We start from the raw sequence: 17,124 nt of genomic DNA on the forward strand, positions 1-17,124 counted from the left end.
GAAGCAGAAACCTGCATTTCAGGCAAAGTTTCGCTTCCTGTTGTACTATCCATCACTGAATCACTTATCCCAGAGTAAACCTATTTCCACAGGGACAAATCACGGTTTCGAACATATAAATTATATCCCTACTCATTACATCTCTCTGGTTTCACATCGCATGAGGCTAAAAGAGGCTCTGACCGCTTCTATCCCTCGCTGGATCCTCTATTCCATCCAAAAGAGGTTTTTTATCTTTTTATCTTTTTATCTTTTTATCTTTTTATCTTTTTATCTTTTTATCTTTTTATCTTTTTTAGCTCTTCGTTAATTCTTTCTCATCTTTCATGCTATAGTATCCTAAATTCACAACGATTAAGAAATAACCACCCATAATCCCTACTGCAAATGCCCACATAACCATGTGGTGCTCAATTTCGTACATAATAATAGCACCCAAAATGGCAGCTGCAAAACGGTTAAACATACCGAGTGTCGGTGCTTTCGTCTTCTTTACAATACTATCTCCAAGCTTCTCAATTCTTCTCCCTAAAAGCCAAACGCAATACATACTTACAATAAGCCCAATTCCAGCGCCTAAAAAGTGTGCTGAAAACGGTGTTAACATCCAACCTAGTAACAAAATACCTAGTATATAATACGATTGGATTTTAAATGATCTTAGTGACATACTAATCATGCTGTACCTCTCTTCATTCGTTCTTATCTATTCAACAAAAAATTTCTTTCAAATTCATATTCCTTACATCCATTTCACTCAAATTAAAAACAACATAAACCGTATGTTTATGTTGTTTAAATGTTTTTAGGAAATAATATTATACAAGATTTCGAACATCATATTCTCATATTTTGTGACGGTTTCCCAAACTTTTTTCGTCCATTTATGAAAAAAATGATATCAATCTATGAACATACGGATATGATGTAATAAGCACAAAAATAAAGGGGGCGTCTAATGATTTATTTTTTAATGGCTCTCATTCACCTCATTATCCCTGCACTTATCGGACTTTCATTGTATTGGTACACGAAAAACCATAGCATTTTTTACGCTGTCCTCGGTGTTCTTCTTCCAGGTATTATTCTTATTACACTCTTCCGTATTCCATTTTTAAACTTAATTCCACTTATTACTGCTATCTTATTTCTCATCTTCTTACCAAAAATAAAAAAATAGGAAAGCAGATCATAGGTGATCTGTTTTCCTATTTTGATATAGGTTCCCCTGCAATAGAATGAACTTTTACTTTCTCCGATTTCACAAACCATAAACCGACAAAAATGATAATTCCACCGATGATTTGTTGAAACGATACATATTCATTTGCCCAGACAGCTGCAAATAAAACAGCTACAAGCGGCGTTATATACATATATACCATCGTATGTGACGCCCCAATTTTTTGAACACCAACATACCACATGACTAAGCCGAATACTGTTACAAAGAAAATGGAATATAGTAAGGCGAATAGTGTCATTCCGTGTGTAATGTGAAATGGCATTATAAATACATATGGTCCACTTAACAATAAAAGCGGAATCGCGCCAACTAAGGCTGACCATGCGGTAACACGTAGTGCTGAATATTTTTTAATTAATGGTCCTGCTAAAACAGGATAAAGCCCCCAGCATATTGATGTAATAAGTCCAATTCCATTGCCATAAAAAGAACTAGCAAGTGAATGTCCTGCTACTAAAACTAATGCTGCACCACTAAAGGCAATGATAGAACCTATGAGCTTTCGAGAAGAAAACTTTTCTTGTTTCAGAAAAATCGCAAATACAGTTGTAAAAATAGGTGAAATAGAAATGAGTAAAGAGGCATTTGTAGCGGATGTATATTTGACAGTTTCCATAAATAACGTTTGATACAGTACAATACCTACAACGCTAACGATGATTAATCTAGGTATATCCTTTCGCTCCATATAAACCGACTTTTCAATAAAAAAAGTAAGAAGTAACAGGAGCGGTGCCGCCGCCATCATACGAAGTGCGGTAAACTCAATTGTTGTAAATTCTAAAAGTCCATACTTCGCAATTGTATAGTTAATCCCCCAAATAATAACAACACTTAAAATTAATAACTCAATTCCCCATCTTCTCATGCGTATCCCCTCCGCAAAGAAAATTATACAGAAAATTCAATCATGTGTACATTTCATTATGTGAAACGTTTTGGTAAATGAAATTATATTGGCGCAACTCCATTTATATCGGCGACTTCCCAAATATATCGACTTATAAAATAAAAAAAGGTGATTCCAAAATACATTTTGGAATCACCTTTCCTTTACTATACTCGAACGTGTAATTTCATATTTGGATTATAAAACTGGCTTGGGCTCTTCAACTGAAAAGTTCCTCCACCTTCATGCCAATCAACCGTTAACTTATCGTCCATAAATACAAGCTTTGTACGATCAGCGATAAAATTCATTGTGCTTGATTCAATATCCACATCGCGCTCATCTTTCTCTGCTACAGCTACTAAATCGATGATTCCGCTCATGACACAACCGCAACCCTCATTATCGTAAAATAACTTTATATATTTCGCTTCACTTGGAATCGTATCCATAATCTTTTTATATGCTGCTTCTGTTACAGTAACGTACATATGTTAATCTTCATCCTCTCTTCTCTTATCATTCATATATTGTATCACCATTTTTCTTAAAATTTATATACAGAAAATTAAGACTAATATACAATGTATGTGATAAAGTTTCAGCAATCGAGCTTTTATGAGTAGTTCATACAGGAGAAAGGAGGTTTGCTATCCGTGTTCAAACTACAACGATATCCTATTTTATTAAGTCTATTTGGTAGTTTCTTCATTTCTAGCGAAATGCTATTACAGCATGTACTTCCCTATTCTCCTTCTATCGGCTGGATTCTAGGCTTTATTTGTTTCCTATCGCTTCTTATTTCGCTACGAAGAATACAAACAACTCATAAAGCAAGAATCATCTTAAGGAGGATTATTAAACATGCCAGCCTTAAAAAAAATAGAGCAATCACTCGATCACTTATTTCAAATTGAAAAATACGGAAAAGATAGTGCCTTTAGTCGATTTATCCCAGCCGTATATGATCCTATCAAATTTCCTTGGCAACAATTTTTCGAAGCAAATTTTGTAGATTTATTTAACGGCCTTATGATGCACGGATCTGAAAATGTAAACAAAGTATTTTTAGCTGTATTCCCTACAGATGACGTTCTTGAAACATTCATTTCACAATCCACACCCGGTGATTTACTCTTTATGCACCATCCCCTTGTAATGGAGTGCGGTGATCCAATTGGAAGATCAGGCCGCGGTTTCATACCAATTCCTGAAAAATATTTGCAAGGAATAAAAGAAAAACAACTTTCTATATATACATGTCACGTACCAATGGATTTTCATCAAACGCATGGAACGAGTATTTCAATTGCAAAAGCATTAAACGCTACTGTAGTGGACGACTTTGCATATGGAGGTCCAGAACAAGAACCAGTTGGCCTTATTTGTGAAATAGATGAAACATCAACAGAAGCACTCCAAAAACATCTAAAACAACTCTTCCAGATCCCTTACACAGACTTCGAAGGTAAACGACATGATTCCATCAAAAAAATCGCAATTATCGCTGGATGTGGCGATGTTGTATCTTTAATGAAGGAAGCAGAAAAAAAAGGTGCCGAAGCATATATTACAGGAGAAATCCATTGCCATATCGACAATGATTACGGGCGACATAAATACTCGCTCATTATGGATTATGTAAAAGAAACAAATATGTCTCTAATTGGGGTGTCACACTCTGCCTCTGAATATTTAGTGAAAGAGACATTGATGTATGATTGGTTTAAAGAGAATTTTGATGTGGATGTTATTTTGCTTCCTCAGGAGAAATGGTGGCTCTAACACTACTTAATTCTCCTACCGCTATTTTTGAAATCTAGACACAAAATACGATCAGCCACACAAAAATATAGAATCCGTAATATACATATAGTAGTTCTATTTTTAAAACTAGATTTTCAAAATATAGAAAGGAGAACGTACATGTATCAACGTAATTGTTTTAGTTGCGATGGCAGACGCAATAGTGGTGGTTCTAACGGAAACACTGGGCCCACTGGTAGCACCGGGGCTACCGGAAGTACTGGACCTTCCGGGCCTACTGGGGCTACCGGACCTACTGGTAGTGCTGGACCTTCCGGAGCTGGTTTCCAAAGTACTACCACCTTCAGTCTAGCAGCGGCCCCCAACTATAAAAAAGGACAAGTTGTCACTTATACGGGCAGTGGCTATGTTGTAAAAAAGGATGCACCTCAAGGATTTCCAAATGTATCTCCGGATTATATCATATTAGTAGAAAGTGGACCTACCGGTAGTACCGGACCTACGGGGAACACCGGACCCATGGGATCTGCCGGTAGTGCTTCAGCAAAAAGTATTGTTTTTCAGGGAACAAATGCTGGTTTTCAACGTATAGCGGGTTCTCCTGGAATTGACTCCAATGTTATCCCATATGTCACTGCTGGAGCCGGTAGTATAGTTGGCTTTTCTGCGTCTATAAATATAAATAATTTACCTGCTGCTGTTTATACGATTAATATTTGCAGAAATGTCCCAACAAACCTCACATCCCCTACTTCTAGCTACATCCTATCTACTATTACCTTAACTACTACTGACAAAATTACCGGAACTATGGTATTTTCTATTAAACCAACGGATAGCGGAGCAGGACAAATTCAAGTATTTAATCCTACTCCAGCAGTAGGTCCCGCTACTGTAACTTGGACTAGTATTACAACTGGAAACCCAATTGTCAGAGGAGATGCTATATCCCTTTATATTACCCCTGGAATTACTGCAAGTGCTGTATACTCTGTTTTTCTCATTACTAATATATAGCAATTCATTCCATAAAAAAAGACCCGAGATTCGGGTCAACAAATAGAAATATAAATGAACTACAACAAATAACAGACAAAGCCATTATATATTTTTCATAGTAAAACATCCATTATTTTCTTTTTACACTATCAATATATTATTTTTCGTTATCGTCCTCTTTTTTAGAACGTCTACCTAAGAAGAACACAAGAACTAATAATATAATTACCAGTAGTACTCCACCGATAATGTAATATAGCGTGTAGTCTTTTTTCGCTTCTACCGCTGTATCATTTAACTTATCGGCTGTCTTTCCTTCAATTGTAAATTTCTTCGTCCATTCCCACTTTTGATCGCCATCAGTGGCTTTCACTTCTACTCGGTACATTCCTGGATCAAACGCTTTGTTTTCCCAGCTAATAGCGTAATCAAAGTTTGAGTTTGGCGCCATTCTTAAATTTTCTTTTTTCGCTTCAAATAAAACGTCTGTACCTTTTTCTTTATATACCTTTGCATCAACACTTAAATTTTTTAACATTGCTGGCTTTACGTTTTGTAAATTTGCAGTAACAACGTTACGCCCGTTAATTTGTGTTGGCTTTACTTCGTTTAATTTCATGTCTGGTTTTACTTCAGCATCCGTCTCTTTTAAAACAACGCCAATTGCGTATGCATATTTATTTTCAATTTGCACACCTTCATCTTTTTTCTTTGCATTCTCATCTTCTTTTTCTTTAAAGTATAAACCACCTAAAATAACACCATCAAACGACTCACTTGGCATTTCCAAGTTTATATCAACTGTCACTATGCTGTTAGCTGGGACTTTCGTTTCTTTTGGCATTTTAGCAATTTTAGAAAACGGATATTTCAAAGTAGAATCCGTTTTTGGTTCTACTGTACTATAATCTGTAATACCATTGCTATTCGTAATTGCTGTATTAGCAAACGATTCTACCACAACTTCTTTATTCGTATCATTTTTCATTTGGACTTGAATTGTTTGCTTTTGTCCAGGTTGCATTTTCAAATCAAAATACGTTTGATTTTTATCAATTTGATTTTCTGGTATAACTGCTGTCACAGCGAATTTCATTTCAGCCGCATATACTGAAAAAGCGTTTACCATGAAGAATGTAATTAATAGTAAGCTAGTAAATAGTTTTTTTACCATCTCTTATGTAGTCCCCTTCATATCCATTTTATAGACAAGAAAGAGATAAGGTTAAAGCCATTCCCTTATCTCTTCTCATTTTCCTCTTTTATCTTAAAATTCCTCTTACTTACATAGGAGCGTCTGTTAGTTCCCAAGTTAGTGAAGTTGTGTATTGTGTTTGTTCTTTTTTCGTTTTACCTGGTACAGATAACTCTACGCTTTGTTTCGCTTCTGTTGCATCTTTACCAAACGTATTTACCCATGTACCCATACCTTGGTTTTCTTTTGCATCGATTAAATCAGATGCTGCACCACTTGGATTTAATGTGATAGATTGTTCTGCTGTTGGTGCGTCGCTACCTGCGTTTGATTTCAAAGCTGAATTTTTTAATGTTAATGCTGCACCATCCAACGCTTTATCATCTGCAGTTTTGAATTGACCATTTTGTTTTACTGTTAAATGCCATCCAGCATTTGTACCACGATTATCTGTTACTTGAACGTAGTTCGGCACGTCAATTACAGAACCGTCTACTTTTTTCTTTACTTTATCTAATTCTGCAAAGTAGATTTCGTTATTCCCTGATGCTTTTTGTGTTTTAAAGTTGAAGTTAGATACATAATCAATACTTAGTGGACCATCTGTACCTTTTTTATCTGGATCAACTGGATCTACAGTTTCATCTGGATTCTCTGGATTAACAACATCAATTTTATCTGTATTTTTCTCGAATTTAATGAATGCTTTTGAGTCTAATTTCCCGCCATCTTTCTCAGCTGCAAATGCAGACGTCCCTACTGATACTGATGATAATGTTACCGCTCCAATTAATGCTATTTTTGCTAGTTTCATAGTTTTATACCCCTTTATAATCATTTTTTAAAATTCAGTCATTCTTAATTTTCAATCTTGTATAAGCTTAGTTTGGTGTATCTTCTAAAGTTCAAGTTAACTCAGCTGAATATTTCGCACCTTTTTCTTTCGCCGTCGTACCTGGTACGAATAAGCTCACACTCTGTTTACCTTGTTCTGTTCCTTTACCAAATGCAGTCGTCCAATCACCCATACCTTTATTCTTTGCGGCAGTAGTAATTTCCACCGCATCTCCACCTGGAGCTAGCGTTACTTTATTTTTAAATGTTGTAGGTGCATATTGTGCATCAGTTACAGAATTTACAGCTGGGTTACTTAAGCTTAAAGCTGCATTTGTTAACTCACTATTACCACTTTTAAATTGTGCATTTTGCTTTACTTTCAATTTCCATCCTGCATTTGTACCACGGTTATCTGTTACAGATACGAAGTTAGGTACTTCAACTGTTTTGCTCCCTTGTTTCACTTTATCCAATTTTGCAAAGTACGTTTGATCATTACCAGAGATAACTTGCTCGCCGAAGTGTAAGTTAGAAACGTAGTTAATACTTAATGGACCTTTTGTTCCTTTTTCATGGTCATCAGGGTTCTCTGGTGTAACTTTTTCATTTGGATTTTCTGGATTGTTTGGATCTGTTGTGCTTGTATCTTCAATAAACGTTACATCGGTTTTTGATTTCATATTTGCTTTCTCTTCCGCAAATGCTGAAGTTCCTACTGCTGCAACTGATGTTAATGATACTGCACCGATTAATGCTAATTTTGCTAGTTTCATATGTACCTTCCCCTTTTCTCTGTTTTCATCTATTTTTTATTTTGAATACACTTGCTTTCCCCTAATTCTTTTGAATACATATAGAGATAAAACAATCGAAAACAATCCTATATATTGTTTGAAGTCCCGTGTCTGGCCTCCTGTTTTCGGTAAATATTTATCTCCATTTTTATTTTTATCAACTGTCTCTTTTTTTGTATTTATCTTTGTCGGATCAGTTGATGTATTTGGTGTATAGCTATTCGAAAATGTAATACCCGCTTTTGAATTCGTACTTGTAGCCGTTACTACATTTGCCATAAGAAACGGCACACATATAACTGTGGAAACGATAATACCAACTATTTTTTTCATTACTCTCTCCTTTCTAAAATTTATATATTTTATATATTTTTAGAGAGGAGCATCGGTTAATGTCCATTCTAGCTGTCCAGCATATTTTGTATTTGCTTTGACATTCGGCCCTGGTTTTACTTGTAAATGAATTCCCTCGTTTTCCTTCCAATTTAATGAAACCTCCTCGTCGTTTTTAGAAGTATACGAGAATGCTTCTATACTAGAATTACTTAAAGGTGTATCCTTTCCATTTCGTTTGTAAATCAACGCTCCCTTCAATGTGTCATTTTGCGCTGAAGTTAATGGTGTAATTTCCTTTACATATACACTCCATTTTTGCTTTTTAACACGATTATCGGTTACCTTTAAAGAATTTGAAATCGCCTTCGGTGTGTATGTCGTTGTTTTCGATGGAATTGTTACATCTCCAAAGGTAATTTCTTTTGGTACGTCTACTAACTTTAAAGTCCCATCAACGACAGTAACCGGTACTTGAATCTCCGCTTGTACACCTTGCTTCGTTTCAATTACAACCGTTACAGTATGATTCCCTATTGTTTTTGTATCCGGAATATTGATTAACTTCATTACTGATATTGGTTTATCTACATCCAAATTCGTATCTACAGATAAATCTGTCACAAATTTAGAAATATCCATTTTTGTTAAATCTGTTCCTTGCACTACTTTTTGTGGGACTGGTTTCCCAGTCGGAATACCTTTATACCTTATTTTTGCGATTCCATCTCGATTACTATCTTGCCCATTCTTATCGTCATCTAAATAGTTTTTAGCTGACACCGGTATTTCAAGATAACCATCTTTATAATATTTCATTACATCAGCACCTTTTACAGGAGAACCTGTAATTGTCATCTCGTAAATTTTCCCGTTGAATTCTTCTGTTTTTAGCGCATTTGCTTTCGCAACCGCAGTGACCTTATTGTTTTTCCTGCTAATATCAAAGAAGCTACTTACATCATCTCCACTTTCCACATCTTGAATGGAAACATCATTCACAGTAAAATCCTTATTCACTTCACTTTCTAATACAAAAGATTTCGCATAGTGAATATCTTTCGATTGAGCAGGCATATTTTGATATACCTTATAAGAAAGTTGACGGGAATTATCTTCCACGATATCTCCTATTACACTTGGAGCTGGAATTTCAATTTGTGCAATCGCTAATTGGTCGTATGATACATTAACACCTGAAGCATTTAATCTAACTTCTAGCGGTAATTCTGTTAAATTATCAAATGTAATTGTCATATCTGCTTCTGGAGTAGCTACTGGGCCTGCTGTTCCAGAAAACTCTATTTTATTATTCCCTTTGTCTTGATACCTAATTGAACTCGTATCATACACGTATAAATTCGTTAAATGACTACCATCATTACGTAACGTTACATTTTTATAACTATTTATCCTTTTGAAATTCCACATTGCCGTTAATGGTACTTTTTTACTTGTTCCGTGTTCATAAAATTCAAAGGAAGCATTATAAGTTTGTCCTGACCTTCCGTTCCCATATAATTGTAAAAAGTTTTTTGCATCACCTTTAGTTATTGGTGTTTTAACATCTACAGATGAAGCTGTCATAGAGTGAATATTAATACGGACATCAATCCATTTCCCTTGATATTCACCAGCTTTTTTTACTAATACATACTGTTCTCTATTTGAATTTCTAAATGTATATTGACTTTGACCAGTTCTGTCATTGCTACTACCCTTTACCTCATATGTTACTTGTGGGCTCCAAACAAATCTAAAAGCATATTTACCCGGGATAGAAGGCCCTTCACCTGTTCTATTATTTATTACCTTTACATTTGGATATCTAAGAATACTTGTAACAGGACTAGCAGCTAGTAGAGATTGGCTCTTTAATACCTTCTCAGCTTGAATAGCAGGTAATTCCTGATTATTTTCGTTTACCTTATTGCTCTCTTTTAATTCATTTTCCTTTGATACGAGTTCTTCATTAACCTTTTCTTTCTCTAAAGTATTCGTTTCTTTTGGAACTTCAGCATTAGTAGGCTTTATTTCTTGTTTTTTATTTTCTTCCGATACTTTTACTTTTTCATTTTTTTCTTTTTTCACAACTTCCTCTGAAGCCTTTGGATTTTCATCAGAAATAGCTACATTTAAAGCCTCTTTTTTCTCTACAACATGTAGAGAAGGAGATTCAATTTTCTTTTCATTCCCTTCAAACTTCACTATCGGTTCAAATTTGTACTCTCCAGCTTTTTTCATTTGAATGACTACATATACGTCACCGATAGAATTACTTTGTTCATTCTTTTCAATTTTTACAATGTGATCTTCTGTTACTGAAATGTTTTGAATCGCTTTATTATTTTCATTCATTTTTTTCGTTTCTTCTTCATTAAAGAGCTGCTCATTAGATAATTTCAGCTCGATATTAGCATCTTGTTTATTTGTATTTGTAATCTTTAATACTACATTTTCATCAACTTTTATTTCTTGTTTATCCATATGAACGATAAAACGTCCTTGCTCGTCATTTGTAACCGCATAAACTTTCGTTGCAGAGTAGTCTAGCACACCAACTTGTGTAAATAATATTCCTCCAGCGAGAAGTATACGTCCAAATTTCCCTATTTGATTTTGCAATGTACTTCCCTCCCTCGCTTTTCATGCACCGAATATTCCGAATATTAAATGTATTAATCGACTAAATTTACAATCATAATGTGTATTCTGAAAAAATAAAAAGCCTGGTTGCCTTTTCGATTTTCATATATCACAACATGTGTGAAAATCCAAACTGCAACCAGACTATCATAGTAATTTTCATTACCTTAGACTCTTAGCTTTGCGACCTATCCTTTCGAACAGTGTGCCTATTTATTTTTTTGAGAAAACAAAAAGTCCAGTTGCCTCTTCGATTTTCATACACACAACTATGTGTGAAAATCCAAACTGCAACCAGACTATCATAGTAATTTTCATTACCTTAGACTCTTAGCTTTGCGACCTATTCTTTCGAACAGTGTGCCCATTTATTTTTTTTTGAGAAAACAAAAAGTCCAGTTGCCTCTTCGATTTTCATACATACAACTATGTGTGAAAATCCAAACTGCAACCAGACTATCATAGTAATTTTCATTACTTTAGACTCTTAGCTTTGCGACCTATCCTTTCGAATAGTGTGCCAAATATAGGAATTTATTTATCGTGTTTTGAATATACCATTAAAACCCAAAAAAGAAAATAGTTTTTTTAGAAAAAAATAATTAATTTTTATAGTCTAAATTCCCCCCGGAAAATCCATAATGAAAACTTTCAAAAAACATTTTGATATTAAAAACACATCATACATTCTTTATAGATAAAGTGAAACTTTAATCAGCCCTCACCAATCGGGCTGCCCGGCAAATAGCGGGATAAAATAAAAAAACATCACTTCCAAATAAGTGATGTTTTTTGTAGTTAATGCAGTGGTAACATAACCTCAACCGTCGTTCCAACCCCAACTTCACTTTCAAAACTCATTTTACCGTTGTGGTCTTTAATAATTTTTTCTGTAACTACTAAACCTAGACCAGTTCCTGTTTCTTTCGTTGTATAAAAGGCTTCGTTTAACTTTGGAATTTTATCTTTCGGAATGCCGCATCCCTCATCTTTCACTTGAACGATGATTCCTTCTTTTACAGTAACTTTAATCGTAATTGTTCCGCCAACTGACATTGCTTCAATTGCATTTTTAATTAAATTAAAAAAGACCTGTTTTAATCGTTTTTCATCACATGTAATTGATGGTAAGTCTTTACTGTAAATACCTTGTATGTGGACTCCTTGTTTTAAAGCAGGCTTTTCCATAACTCGAATAACATAAGAGATAATTTCTTGTATGTTATGAGTTTCTGATTCTAGTGATTTAGATTTCTCAAATCCACTAAGTTCTGTAGCAATTATATGAATCCGATCTACTTCTTGTTTCATAATATCACTATAAATTTTATCCTCTGGATGCTTGTCTGCTTGTTTATTCACAAGTTTTTTTAAGTTTGCTAAAGGTCTTCTAATCTTATAACCAATAACCGTTGCCATCTTTCCAACAGCTGCTAGTTTTTCTGTTTGTTTTATTTCTTTGTCCATCATCTCAAGCGTACGAACGTAAGACTGAACCCTCAAAAATATAATCCAACATATAATAGTAAATACACTATATAATGCCATTGGGATTAAAACGAGAGAAGATTGAATAATGATTCCTGTAAAAGCGTACTTCCCGACAAGTATCGCTGGAACTAACCAGAAATATCTTTTATTCACAAAGATTGGTGCAAACAAAATAAAAAATACTTCTACTATATTTCCACCGTCAAATTCCGCATCGCTACCATAATAAATCATAATGTTGTGGATACAATCTAATACATTATAGCCAATTAGAATAATATACTTTACCGCAAAAACATTCTTCCATTTCATAAAGTATATTCCAATGCAAAACAATACTACCATCAAAAAGTAAAGCCATAAACCTAAACCATCTTCAAACTTTCCTACGCCTTCTTGCTCTCCCGCGATCAAAGGTACGATAAATTCATAGGCAAGATCATACACAAAAAATATAATAAAAAATAAACTTAAAAATACTTTCAACGCCTTTATTTCTTCATTTTTAAATATATAGCCTTTATTCATATGGTAACTCCTAGCTTTTCTTCCACTTGAATTTCAGTATTTCCACACTTCCTTGGCAGAATAATGTCTATTCTCGTTCCAGTATTTCTTTCACTTGAAATATGTAACTCACCAAGGTGCTCGGCGACAATTCGATTCGCTACTGTAAGACCCAGACCAATTTTATCTTGTTTCGTTGTATAAAAGGCCTCTGTAACACGGGCTAAGTTTTCTTGCTTAATACCATGACCATTATCAATTAAGCTGATCATCACATACTCTTTCCCTTTATTTTCTAACCGTAAATGTAATATGCCACCTTGCTCCATTGCTTCTAAAGCATTTTTTATCGTATATAGAAAGACTCCTCTTATTCTTCGTTCATCACATTCAACTTCTATTGTTTGTTCTCCCACATTAGAAATAAGCTGCACATTTAATTCATTCATTTTTTCGCGAAGAGTTGTTGTTGCTTGTAATACAATTTTACCTAGATCATGTTTCTTATAAATAGAAGGCTTGCATGTAGCAACTTCCATCAACTCACTTATCATATTATTCATATTTTCTATTTCAAAGATCATACGTTTATAAACAGGATCCTCTTCATGCTTCTCTCTTTGTAATTGCGTAAATCCTTTTAATGAAGCGAGTGGATTTTTAATTTCATGTCCAACCGTCGCTGCCATTTTTCCGATTACTGCTAATTTTTGTGATTCACTAGCAATCGCAATACTTTCCTTTACAGCTGAAAGATATTGTAAAAATCGGTTTAAAATGATATATGCAGCTATTAACATAAGTGTACACATAATAAGGAACATAAATGCTTTTATTTCCTCTAATACAAATAAATAAATTAAATATTTTCCTACAATAGAAGAAAGTAAGATTACATAAAATTTTTTATTTAAAAATATGGGTACAAAGAAAATGAGAATAATTTCTATTATATTTGTCGCATCAAACGCCGCCTTATTATAAAAAATATACGAAAATATATTAGCGATTTCTATCCCTATGTATGCAAATATCCATGCATATTTAACAAGGTTTGCCTTCTCTTTTTTCATTAAATATATATTCACGCACAGTATTGCTACTCCGCAAATAACTTGCCATACTATGTTGTATCCCTTATCCATTATTGATTTATTGTCTAATACAATTGCATAGAAAATTTGATATACAATAACAATAACATATAACACCCATAAAAGGATTTTTGCATTCCTTTCTTCTTCTTTATATGATAGAAAACTTTCTTTCACTTCAACACCCCTTCAAAATAATATCTCGAAGAATACCATTTATTATAATAAATGATTTTCATAGACAAACAAAGATAAATCGCAAATTTGAGGAAAATCATCCCAACGATGCAACATCTTCATGCTATATACAAGCATAAAAACCATAAACAATAATACGTATATTATGGGAGGTGTTTTTATGGACGGCAAAAAAAATAAAAAGATAGAACAACTCCAATCTTTCACGCGTGAAAATGAAGGAAAGGAGATGACAACAAATACAGGTGTTAAAATTTCAAATGATGAAAACTCTTTAACAGCTGGAGATCGTGGCCCTACCCTTCTAGAAGATTTCCTTATGCGAGAAAAACTTTCTCACTTTGACCGTGAACGAATTCCAGAACGAGTCGTTCACGCACGAGGATACGGAGCACATGGCATTTTTGAGTTATATGAATCTTTAGAAGAGCTAACAATGGCCCATTTTCTACAAGACCCTTCAAAAAAAACACCGCTTTTCATTCGTTTCTCTGAAGTAGCTGGATCAAAAGGAGCAAATGAAACGAATCGAGATGTAAGAGGATTCGCCGTTAAATTTTATACAGAAGAAGGAAATTTTGATTTAGTAGGAAACAATATTCCCATTTTCTTTATTCAAGATGGCATTAAATTCCCTGATCTTATTCACGCCCTTAAACCAGAGCCGCATAATGAAATTCCACAGGGACAAACAGCACATGATACTTTTTGGGACTTCATCGCCAATAATCAAGAATCAGCTGCAATGATGATGTGGATTATGTCCGATCGTACAATTCCAAGAAGCTTTCGAATGATGCAAGGATTTGGCGTTCATACATTTCGTTTCGTTAATAAAAATGGAAAGTCACGATTCGTGAAATTCCACTGGAAGCCAAAGCTCGGCGTTCATTCGTTAATTTGGGATGAAGCACAAAAACTAGGTGGTGCTGATCCAGATTACCATCGCCGTGATTTGTGGGAAAATATTAATGCTGGAAACTATCCTGAGTACGAACTTGGCATTCAAATTTTAGAAGAAGAGGACGAATTTAAATACGGCTTCGATATATTAGATGCAACGAAAATTTGGCCTGAAGAAGATTTTCCCGTTAAAATCATTGGGAAAATGACCTTAAATCGCAATGTAGATAATGTATTCGCTGAAACTGAACAAGTGGCACTACACCCTGGAAGTATCATTCGTGGTATTGACTTTACCAATGACCCTCTCTTACAAGGTAGACTCTTTTCTTATACAGACACACAATTAGCACGCGTTGGTACAAATTATCAAGAACTACCGATTAACCGTCCAATATGCCCATTTCATAACAATCAAAGAGATGGTGCATCTAAATATATAATCGACAAAGGAAACGTTGCCTACCATAACAATTCCTTAGCAAATAATTCTCCTTATACTGTACCTGGGACAAAGGGGGGGTTCGTTACATATCCTTCTACTGTATCTGGTCATAAAACAAGGGAAACTGCTGCTAGCTTCAAAGACCACTTCTCTCAAGCTCGTTTATTTTGGAATAGTATGAGTCACGTCGAAAAAATCCATATTATACAAGCTTTCTCCTTTGAATTAGGAAAAGTCAAAAGTAAATCTGTCCGCCAACAAGTCGTTGATATGATTGGACATATTAGTACAGAATTGGCTACTTTAGTTGCAGAAGCTCTCGGAGCAAAAGTCCCAAATGTGCAAGAATCCAACGTTACAAAATCATCTCCAGCACTCAGTATGGCAAATACGACCTTTAGTCCTAATACATTACGAGTAGGTGTCATTGTTGCAAATGGATATGATGGGCCAAGCGCACAATATATAATAAATCAGTTCAAACAAGTAGGTCTTCAACCAGTGATCGTTTCCGAACGATTAGGCATAGTGCAGGGGACGTCAAATGGACATTGGGAAGTAAATGATACTTTCTTAACAGGCTCACCACTCCTTTATGATGGATTACTTCTTATCGGCGGAAAGATGGATGATCATTTTCTTAACAAAGCAAGTTCCTTTGTCGTAGAATCATATAATCACTTTAAGCCGATTGGCTCCTTCCAAAACGGCTCTTCTATTATTCAATCTTTAAATATAGAAGGAAAGCCTGGTGTTTTAATAGAACAAGACCCTACGCGACTAGCAAATGAATTTATTAAAGCTATGACAAAACAACGCTTTTGGGATAGAGCATATTCATAAAATAGGGGGACATTTATGTTTGTTACTGTCGAGAAAGATGTGCATATTTTTGTGCAAGACGTTAATCCTGGTCCAGGTAGTAAGACTGTTTTCTTCGTTCACGGATGGCCTTTAAATCATCAAATGTATCAATATCAACTCAATGTTTTACCAGAGCATGGCTTTCGCTGTATCGCCATGGATATACGAGGGAATGGGCAATCTGATAAGCCATGGACTGGTTACACGTATGATCGATTAGCCGATGATATCGCAATTGTTCTAGAAGCACTCGAAGTAGAGAACGCTACATTAGTCGGTTTCTCAGTTGGTGGTGCTCTTTCTATTCGCTATATGTCTCGCTATAATGGGCGCCGCATTTCTAAGCTCGCATTAATTGACGCTGTCTCCCCCTCTTTCGTTAAAAATCAAGAGTCCCCTTACGGTGTACCGAAAGAACAAGCAGATGCTCTCATTAATCAAATGTATGCTAATTTACCAAAATTTTTAAATGATGTATCTTTATCCTTTTTCAATAGAAACTTAGGAGCTGCAACCCTTGAATGGTTTTCTTATCTCGGTATGCAGTCCGCTTCTTATGCCCTTATCAAAATTTTACAAGCAGCTGCAAATGAAGATGTAACGAAAGATTTAAATAAAATTAACGTCCCAACAAAAATCTTCCACGGCGTTCACGACCAACTAATTCCTTACAAAAGTGCTGAGCTTACGCAACAACGAATTAAAAATTCTCAGTTACATGCTCTTACAAATAGTGGCCATGGTTCACCAATCGATCAAGCGGATGAATTAAATAAAGAACTGATAAAATTTTTACATGCATAACAACTGCAATACAAGATTGAAAGTTAACATAATCGATTTTTTACAAAACATAAAATTCACACATTTCTCACAAATATACAAATAAAACGATTACATTTTCATATATACTAAA

The 17,124-nt window shown here is 34.8% G+C and carries 15 protein-coding genes and 3 riboswitches; of the genes, 5 read left to right on the forward strand and 10 right to left on the reverse strand.

Annotation, left to right across the window (positions count from 1 at the left end; translation table 11 throughout):
- Positions 1 to 295: 295 nt before the first annotated feature.
- A complete protein-coding gene (locus NZ044_RS23465) occupies positions 296 to 679 on the reverse strand; it encodes an ATP synthase subunit I (RefSeq protein WP_000624926.1) in 384 nt (127 codons plus the stop codon).
- A gap of 279 nt (positions 680 to 958) precedes the next feature.
- Here NZ044_RS23465 and NZ044_RS23470 point away from each other — a divergent pair, with 279 nt between their 5' ends.
- Positions 959 to 1,180 carry a hypothetical protein gene (locus tag NZ044_RS23470; RefSeq protein ID WP_000639042.1) on the forward strand — a complete coding sequence of 74 codons (222 nt, stop codon included), beginning with the start codon at positions 959 to 961 and terminating at the stop codon, positions 1,178 to 1,180.
- A 28-nt stretch (positions 1,181 to 1,208) separates the two neighbouring features.
- Here the strand turns inward: NZ044_RS23470 and NZ044_RS23475 are convergent, their stop codons facing one another.
- Entirely contained in the window at positions 1,209 to 2,114 is a 906-nt protein-coding gene (locus tag NZ044_RS23475) for a DMT family transporter (RefSeq protein WP_001255422.1), read from the reverse strand.
- Positions 2,115 to 2,302: 188 nt separating this feature from the next.
- A complete protein-coding gene (locus NZ044_RS23480; protein ID WP_000289570.1) occupies positions 2,303 to 2,626 on the reverse strand; it encodes an iron-sulfur cluster biosynthesis family protein in 324 nt (107 codons plus the stop codon).
- Between the two features lie 373 nt (positions 2,627 to 2,999).
- On the opposite strand from NZ044_RS23480, the gene NZ044_RS23485 reads away from it, so the two are divergent.
- Together NZ044_RS23485 and NZ044_RS23490 are read left to right on the forward strand one after the other, a co-directional pair.
- Positions 3,000 to 3,920, forward strand: coding sequence for a Nif3-like dinuclear metal center hexameric protein (locus NZ044_RS23485; protein WP_001111119.1), 921 nt, complete (start codon positions 3,000 to 3,002; stop codon positions 3,918 to 3,920).
- Between the two features lie 141 nt (positions 3,921 to 4,061).
- Complete coding sequence (locus NZ044_RS23490; RefSeq protein WP_098506043.1) at positions 4,062 to 4,919, forward strand: collagen-like protein; 858 nt, start codon at positions 4,062 to 4,064, stop codon at positions 4,917 to 4,919.
- 139 nt (positions 4,920 to 5,058) lie between these two features.
- Here NZ044_RS23490 and NZ044_RS23495 read toward each other — a convergent pair whose 3' ends face one another.
- The 7 genes from NZ044_RS23495 to NZ044_RS23525 all read right to left on the reverse strand — a co-directional run bounded on the left by NZ044_RS23495 (position 5,059) and on the right by NZ044_RS23525 (position 13,975).
- The gene (locus tag NZ044_RS23495) at positions 5,059 to 6,075 is read right to left on the reverse strand and encodes a DUF916 and DUF3324 domain-containing protein (protein ID WP_000239426.1); all 1,017 of its coding nucleotides are present in this window, start codon (positions 6,073 to 6,075) and stop codon (positions 5,059 to 5,061) included.
- Between the two features lie 109 nt (positions 6,076 to 6,184).
- Positions 6,185 to 6,910, reverse strand: coding sequence for a WxL domain-containing protein (locus tag NZ044_RS23500; RefSeq protein ID WP_000761506.1), 726 nt, complete (start codon positions 6,908 to 6,910; stop codon positions 6,185 to 6,187).
- Between the two features lie 91 nt (positions 6,911 to 7,001).
- Positions 7,002 to 7,706, reverse strand: coding sequence for a WxL domain-containing protein (locus NZ044_RS23505; protein WP_098506040.1), 705 nt, complete (start codon positions 7,704 to 7,706; stop codon positions 7,002 to 7,004).
- Positions 7,707 to 7,742: 36 nt separating this feature from the next.
- Positions 7,743 to 8,060 (reverse strand): hypothetical protein, encoded by a 318-nt coding sequence (locus NZ044_RS23510; protein WP_000724871.1) that lies wholly within the window; start codon positions 8,058 to 8,060, stop codon positions 7,743 to 7,745.
- 39 nt (positions 8,061 to 8,099) lie between these two features.
- A complete protein-coding gene (locus NZ044_RS23515) occupies positions 8,100 to 10,685 on the reverse strand; it encodes a WxL domain-containing protein (RefSeq protein WP_340950006.1) in 2,586 nt (861 codons plus the stop codon).
- A gap of 152 nt (positions 10,686 to 10,837) precedes the next feature.
- Positions 10,838 to 10,926: riboswitch (cyclic di-GMP riboswitch) on the reverse strand.
- 66 nt (positions 10,927 to 10,992) lie between these two features.
- Positions 10,993 to 11,081: riboswitch (cyclic di-GMP riboswitch) on the reverse strand.
- Positions 11,082 to 11,149: 68 nt separating this feature from the next.
- Positions 11,150 to 11,238: riboswitch (cyclic di-GMP riboswitch) on the reverse strand.
- 266 nt (positions 11,239 to 11,504) lie between these two features.
- The gene (locus NZ044_RS23520) at positions 11,505 to 12,725 is read right to left on the reverse strand and encodes an ATP-binding protein (protein ID WP_001032631.1); all 1,221 of its coding nucleotides are present in this window, start codon (positions 12,723 to 12,725) and stop codon (positions 11,505 to 11,507) included.
- Positions 12,722 to 13,975, reverse strand: a complete 1,254-nt coding sequence (locus NZ044_RS23525) for an ATP-binding protein (protein WP_000664882.1) — start codon at positions 13,973 to 13,975, stop codon at positions 12,722 to 12,724. The genes NZ044_RS23520 and NZ044_RS23525 overlap by 4 nt, the downstream gene beginning before the upstream one ends.
- Positions 13,976 to 14,156: 181 nt before the next feature.
- On the opposite strand from NZ044_RS23525, the gene NZ044_RS23530 reads away from it, so the two are divergent.
- Together NZ044_RS23530 and NZ044_RS23535 are read left to right on the forward strand one after the other, a co-directional pair.
- The gene (locus tag NZ044_RS23530; RefSeq protein ID WP_000348754.1) at positions 14,157 to 16,187 is read left to right on the forward strand and encodes a catalase; all 2,031 of its coding nucleotides are present in this window, start codon (positions 14,157 to 14,159) and stop codon (positions 16,185 to 16,187) included.
- 15 nt (positions 16,188 to 16,202) lie between these two features.
- On the forward strand, positions 16,203 to 17,012 hold the full coding sequence (locus NZ044_RS23535; RefSeq protein ID WP_000498274.1) for an alpha/beta fold hydrolase: 810 nt from the start codon (positions 16,203 to 16,205) through the stop codon (positions 17,010 to 17,012).
- Positions 17,013 to 17,124 lie beyond the last annotated feature (112 nt).

This window comes from Bacillus sp. FSL K6-1338 (genome assembly GCF_038006965.1).
GTDB classification, from domain to species: Bacteria; Bacillota; Bacilli; order Bacillales; family Bacillaceae_G; genus Bacillus_A; species Bacillus_A thuringiensis_S.